Raw genomic sequence first — 6,153 nt, 5'->3', positions numbered from 1 at the left:
AAAATCCAGAACTGAGTATGCGGATTTTGCACAGAATAAAGGGGGACATCGATAATCAGATTAAATTAGCTCTTAGAGAAGACAATCAAACACATGCTGCAGATTTGATGAATGTGAAGGAACGTCTGCTTCGTGTTTTAGATACATCATCTCCATATTATACTCAGGCGCGCAAATTTTACCATGACGAGCGCACTCTGGGTAATGCCTTATCTCAAGGTGAAAAAGCGTTTGATAAGAATGTGACGCTTGATATGATCAAAAATCAGCTTTCAGGCTTGGAATCTAAAGAACTGGATGCGTTTAGAAAAGGTGCACGTTCACAGATAGAACATATAGCAGCTAATGTACAAAGCCCTGAGAATAATCTTTCCAATTTGTTTAAGACACAAGGTGGACAAGAAAAGTTACAGCTCATTTATGGTGAGGATAAAGCAAACCAAATAGTGAAAGCTTTACGGCCAGAGGCTGAGAGATCAGAGTTATTTGCTCGCCTTCCAAGGAACGAGGGTGAGCTTGGATCAAAGGCAGGAGAAGCACTTGATAATGTAAGTAAGTCTGGCCTTCGTGCTACAATAATGAAGTTTTTTACAGGGTCAGTCAAGCAGGGGGTGGCATCAATCGATAGAAATGTCGAGAGAGATATTGCAGAACTCATAACAGCCCATGAACGTGGGGATGTTAGGTTATCGAGACAAAAATCTGTTGAGTTAATTAACAAGTTTCGTAAAGCAGAACAGAGGCGCTTAATAACACAAGGTGAACTTGTAAAGTTCATCAATTTGCTTAATGTTCTATCGACTGGAAGCCATATTAGAAGGCTTAAAGACTAATGATTAATTTTCATCCTGATGTTCAAAGTGCCATCTTACAGGCGGCACAAAGGTATGGTTTACCCGAAAGCTTTCTTAAACGCGTGGCGATGATAGAAAGTGGTGGTGATCCCAATGCAAGAAATAAGAACAGTAGTGCAGGTGGGCTTTATCAATTTTTAGATTCAACAGCACGCCAATATAAGCTGGATAATAAGTTTGATCCCCTTCAATCGATTGATGCAATGGCGCGGTTTACCAAAGACAATATCCGTTATTTGCAAACAGCTTTGGGAAGAGCACCTTCAGAAGCTGAACTTTACTTAGCACACCAACAAGGGCCAGCTGGGGCTGCAAGACTTATTAAGAACCCAGATGCACCCGCAAGCCAGCTGTTAAGCTCACAAGCAATAGCCCTTAATGGTGGGCGCCCTGGCGCAACAGCAGGTGATTTTATGAATCATGTTTATCAGCAGTACAATAGAACAGCACAGCCTGAGCAAGGTTATAGGCAAGCAGTTCCACCACGTGGCATGCGAAGGCTTCAAAATGCAATGCAGGGTGATCAATTGGTTGCACAGAATATACCGATGTATCCTCAAATGAGGCCTTCTGAAAATGTTCCTTCTGCTGATTTTCTAAAAAAAGGCATGGCGGATTTGACGCAGTTAATCAAAGAGAATGCGCAAAATTATGATCAACAAATACAGATGGCACAAAATCAAATAATGCAGCAGCCTGTGTTTTCACAAGGCGGGGCACGTCCTGCAGATTTAACGCCTTTGATTACTCCTCGCCGAAAGCTATCTTCTTTCAGTGGTCGGCAAAGAGTAGACCAATTGCGCAAAGAGTTTTTAACAAGGGCAGGAGTTTATAATGTCTGATATTTATGATTGGTCACTGACAGCGGATACAAACGCACACTCAGATGATATTATTAATTGGGCACAAGGACAGCCCCCTAGTTCTGTTAATAATAGTGCCCGTGCTATGATGCAGCGTATACGAGAATATCTTGCAGATAATGGCGGGACAATTGAAGCAAAATTTATTGTCAATAATCAAGAAAAGACAACATCAATTACGCTAAACACGATTTCCCCCATCACGGAATATAAGAATGATATTTTTATACGTTTTAGGGCAAGTGATACAAATGTTGGTGCGACAACAATAACTGTCAATCGTTTGAGTGAGAAGCCTATTTATAAAATGAGCGATGCAGGTGTTATATCTTTAGAAGGCGGCGAGCTGCAAAAGGATGGCATTTATGAGCTGATCTATAATAATAGCACACTGACAAGAAGACTTAATGGTTGGTATTTATTAAACCCAACGCCCAAAACACCTCCTAAGATAGAAATTTTTCCACCTGGATTTATTGCGACATTTGCTATGCAAGCATTACCTAATGGTTGGCTTTTGTGTGATGGTGCAAGCTATGAGCGCAAAAAATATCCTCGGTTATTTAAGGCAATAGGTGAGCATTGGGGGAAGGACAGCGATACTACTTTTAAAGTACCCGACTTTAGGGGGATGTTTTTACGCGGCTTTGATGATGGACGCGGTATAGATAAAGGTAGAAAGTTTGCCGAAAAGCAGCAAGATAACTTTAAAACCCATACACATGGTTGCACCATTGAAATGTCAGGGGCGCATACGCATGGGTATAAACGTTTTGCGTATGGGGGAAATACGGTTGGGCACAGGAATCCCAGTTTTCATATTCAAGAACAAAATTGGAATACAGGTTCAGCAGGTGCACACACGCATAGTGCCACGATTTCTTCAACAGGTGGAGCAGAAACCCGCCCTGTTAATACAACGGTTGTTTACGCCATAAAATCATAAGGTTTTTTACAGATGATCAATAATCCCTCGGCAATTGATGAGATTGCCGACACAGGGCAGATTCGTGTTCTTTTTTATGCAAGTCATAAATTAGTTCATGCGCCCTTAAATAAGGTCCTTGATAAGGTTAAAGACGATATTGAGCATGATCTTTCAAGCGTTTTTACAGCTTATCAAAAAGAAACAGATCAACGCATTAAAGCTTTGCAAAAAGCCATTGATGAATTGCGTTTACAACTTGTCAGTCTCACACATCCCGAGGATATAAATTAAGGAATTTAAAGCAATGCCTATTCCCTATCACACGCATAAGTTTGACATTGAGCCAGCAACAAATAAGGAAGTCAAAGAAGGTATTTTAGATAATAAGGTTGTTGCACCCTCTTCATTGGGGAGTGCAGCCGCTTATTCTATGAGTGATTTTGCGACTGCTGCTCAAGGAAAGAAAGCTGATGAGGCCGTTGCAAAAAGAGATGTTGGAACACTTGCTTATAAAGATACGGTTACAGTTCATGATATCAACACCAGTGGGGATCCTAGTGAGAATACAGTTCTATCGGGTACTGGCTGGATAAAGCTATCGCCTTTAGGAATTGGCGATATGAGTGTTTCTATTTATGACCCTTCTAATGTCATGTCAGACGCTTTCTCTATGGAGAACATGACTGAAGGCGATACAAAGAAGATTTTGACTGTAGAAGAAAGAGTAAAACTACAATGGATAAGTTCTGAGTGCCCCACGATAGAAAAATGGAAGAAGGCAGATGAGGATATCAATTACCCTATATCGCCTGCTGATCTTAAAAATACTATCAGTCATTTTGCGTTATCAAAATCAGTTTATGATCCAGGTAAAATAGCAAAGGATGTTTTTGCTATGGATCATATGAAAGAGGGGGAGAAACACCTTATCCTAACGCCTCAAGAACGTATTCAGATTACAAAGGTTAATCAAATTGAAGAGGCTGCACAACAAGCACAAACGACAGCTCAATGTGGGGTCAATCTAGCGGGTGAGGCTAAAGAGACTGCAGGTAAAGCACACAGCACTGCAAAAGATGCTCAGAATAATGCAGATAAGGCGCAAGAGGCTGCAAACAATGCGAAAGAAGTAGCAGAGGCTGCAAAGGAAGCAGCGTCAAGTGCAAAAACAGTAGCAGATAAAGCAAAAGAAACTGCTGTGGATGCAAAAGAGGCTGCAAACAAAGCACAAAAAGCAATTGATCTTATTCACCCTCTTGAAAAGCAAGATTGGATTGATGGCATCAAAGCAGAAAATGCGTTGATATCACCGGCTCATCTTGTTGCTTCTATTAAAGCAAATGGTGGAAGTGGTAATAGTGTAGGTGGTAGCAAACCTGTTGAGATTTTCATGACGGAAAGTGGGGAAATTGCATGGCCAGAAGGGACCACTGGAGATACCGAGCTTGAAGTATGGGCTTGGGGTGGTGGTAATGCTGGTGATGATAGTGCTCGTTGTGGTGGTAATGGTGGCTGTTGTGCTTATGTGAGAACAAGGAAAAAGTTTCTTGGCGACAGTAAAGTAATTATCGGCAAGGGTGGGAAAACAGCTGAGAATAGCGATTTCTATGGGGAGAATACAAAAGTTGGTCAATTTATTATAGCTTTTGGTGGTGCTTTAGGAGGCGATCCTAGTGGTATTGATGGTGACAGGGGTGCTGATGGAGATGATGCAGAGGATCAGAATGGTATTGGCGGTAATGGAGGTAAAGGTGGTTATGGCAGGATAGGTGGATTTGGTGGGCGTGGCGGTAAAGGGGGCAAAGGCGGTAACAATGGCACTGGAGGAAGCGGAGGCGGAGGTGGCAGAGGTGGCGATAATTTTTTAAGGAATGGTGGTGATGGTGGTAATGGCGGTGATGGCGGGCGTGGCAAGAATGGTGGCAAAGGCGGCAGGGGTGGCAATGGTGGAGACAGTATTTATGGCGGTGGCGGTTCAGGAGGTTGGGGTAGTGTTGGAGGTTGGGTCAGTTTCAACAAAAGCGGTTTAGGTGGCGATGGGGGTATGGGTGGTAAAGGAGGCAATAGTATGTGGGGTGGTGGTGGCGGAGGTAGTGTTGGAGGTAAAGGCGGTGATAGTGACCAAGGAATTGGTGGCAAAGGCGGTATGGGTGGCAATGGTGGAGACAGTATTTATGGCGGTGCAGGTGGAGGGGCAGGGGGTGGCTTAGGCGGTAAAGGCAAGCAAAACGGTAATGATGGCATTAGAGGGCGTGGCGGCCATAGTATGTGGGGTGGTCATGGTGGACGAGGCAGTGTTGGTTACCATGGCGGTGGCGGTGGATATTTCCCCGGAAAAGATGCGACATCTTCATCAAGCGGTTCTGGGGGAGACGGGGCTGTATTAATTAAAGTATATTTATAAAAATGGAATGAAACGATGGCACGAAGAATAAGTAAAGACTGTTTAAACTGTTTGAAAAAATGGGAAGGTTTGCGACTAAACGCTTATCAAGATGCATCTGGTGTTTGGACCATTGGGTATGGTCATACGGGAAAAGCTGGTAAACCAGATGTTGTTGAGGGTATGGTGATTACCAAGCAAAAAGCTGAAACCATGCTGTTAACTGATTTGCAGAAATATGAAGCAGCAGTAGAAAAGGAGGTTTGCGTTGATTTAAGTGATGAGCAGTTTGGGGCTCTGGTTTCATTTTGTTATAATGTTGGTGTGAATGCTTTTCAGCGTTCTACTTTGCTTAAAAAACTCAATAAAGGGGATTATGAAGCTGTACCGGCTGAATTACAAAAATGGACAATGGCTGATGGTAAACGTTTGAAAGGTTTAGTACACCGGCGTGCTGCTGAAGCGGGGTTATGGGCAACGAGTGCTTATGTTTCTTCTAATTATCAAGCAGTAGAAGCAAAAGAATCAACAAGTGCTTTTAAAGTAGAAATGTTAGCTCCTATCATTGGTTCTTTCTCGGGGCTTGGAGGATTACTTGCTGGTAATGGTCCAGTTCAGTGGGCTTTTGCGGCAATTATGGTTTTAGCAGCTTGTGTTGGTATTGCGTTTGTTGCTCAACGTTTTTGGGAGCAACGGCTGTGATTTGGTGGGGAAAGAAATATTTGTTGAAGGTGATGGCGGCTTTAGCCGCTTTTTTTGTGACTTTAGCTAGGGTTTTTTATCTTGGAAAAAAAGCTGAACGACGCAAAAGAACAGAGAAAATTTTAAAAGTAGCAATAACACGAGTTGAAGTAGAAGATGAAGTTAACAAGAAAAGTGATGTTGATGTGCGCTCTGATCTTTCTGAGTGGGTGCGCAAGAAATGAATACACTTCTTGCCTGGGATGGATGCCAATTTATTTGGAGAGGCAAGATCTCAATGCAATCAGTCCAAACTTAGCACGAGACATTTTAAAGCATAACCAGAACGGAAAACGTTCTTGTGGATGGAAACCTATTAACAAGAAATCAGGATGATCTTAATGCAGTTTGGAAAGACAAATTGCAAAATCCTATTCCCTAACC

The 6,153-nt window shown here is 42.6% G+C and carries 6 protein-coding genes and 1 pseudogene; all 7 read left to right on the top strand.

Annotated features, from left to right (window positions below; translation table 11 throughout):
• Positions 1–833, top strand: a pseudogene (locus J7R05_RS06650) (hypothetical protein); the annotation flags it as partial.
• Positions 833–1,696: a transglycosylase SLT domain-containing protein gene (locus J7R05_RS06645; protein ID WP_208541697.1), complete on the top strand. Its 864-nt coding sequence runs from the start codon at positions 833–835 to the stop codon at positions 1,694–1,696. The pseudogene J7R05_RS06650 and the gene J7R05_RS06645, both read left to right, overlap by 1 nt.
• Positions 1,689–2,663: a tail fiber protein gene (locus J7R05_RS06640; protein WP_208541696.1), complete on the top strand. Its 975-nt coding sequence runs from the start codon at positions 1,689–1,691 to the stop codon at positions 2,661–2,663. Before J7R05_RS06645 ends, J7R05_RS06640 begins: the two co-directional genes overlap by 8 nt.
• A gap of 12 nt (positions 2,664–2,675) precedes the next feature.
• Positions 2,676–2,936 (top strand): hypothetical protein, encoded by a 261-nt coding sequence (locus J7R05_RS06635; protein ID WP_208439880.1) that lies wholly within the window; start codon positions 2,676–2,678, stop codon positions 2,934–2,936.
• A gap of 13 nt (positions 2,937–2,949) precedes the next feature.
• A complete protein-coding gene (locus tag J7R05_RS06630; RefSeq protein ID WP_208541698.1) occupies positions 2,950–5,049 on the top strand; it encodes a hypothetical protein in 2,100 nt (699 codons plus the stop codon).
• Positions 5,050–5,064: 15 nt separating this feature from the next.
• On the top strand, positions 5,065–5,730 hold the full coding sequence (locus J7R05_RS06625; RefSeq protein WP_208541695.1) for a lysozyme: 666 nt from the start codon (positions 5,065–5,067) through the stop codon (positions 5,728–5,730).
• A complete protein-coding gene (locus tag J7R05_RS06620) occupies positions 5,727–5,954 on the top strand; it encodes a hypothetical protein (protein WP_208541694.1) in 228 nt (75 codons plus the stop codon). Before J7R05_RS06625 ends, J7R05_RS06620 begins: the two co-directional genes overlap by 4 nt.
• Positions 5,955–6,153 lie beyond the last annotated feature (199 nt).

The organism is Bartonella capreoli (assembly GCF_902813205.1).
Taxonomy (GTDB): domain Bacteria; phylum Pseudomonadota; class Alphaproteobacteria; order Rhizobiales; family Rhizobiaceae; genus Bartonella; species Bartonella schoenbuchensis.
This window is presented reverse-complemented; position numbering and strand designations above follow the sequence as displayed.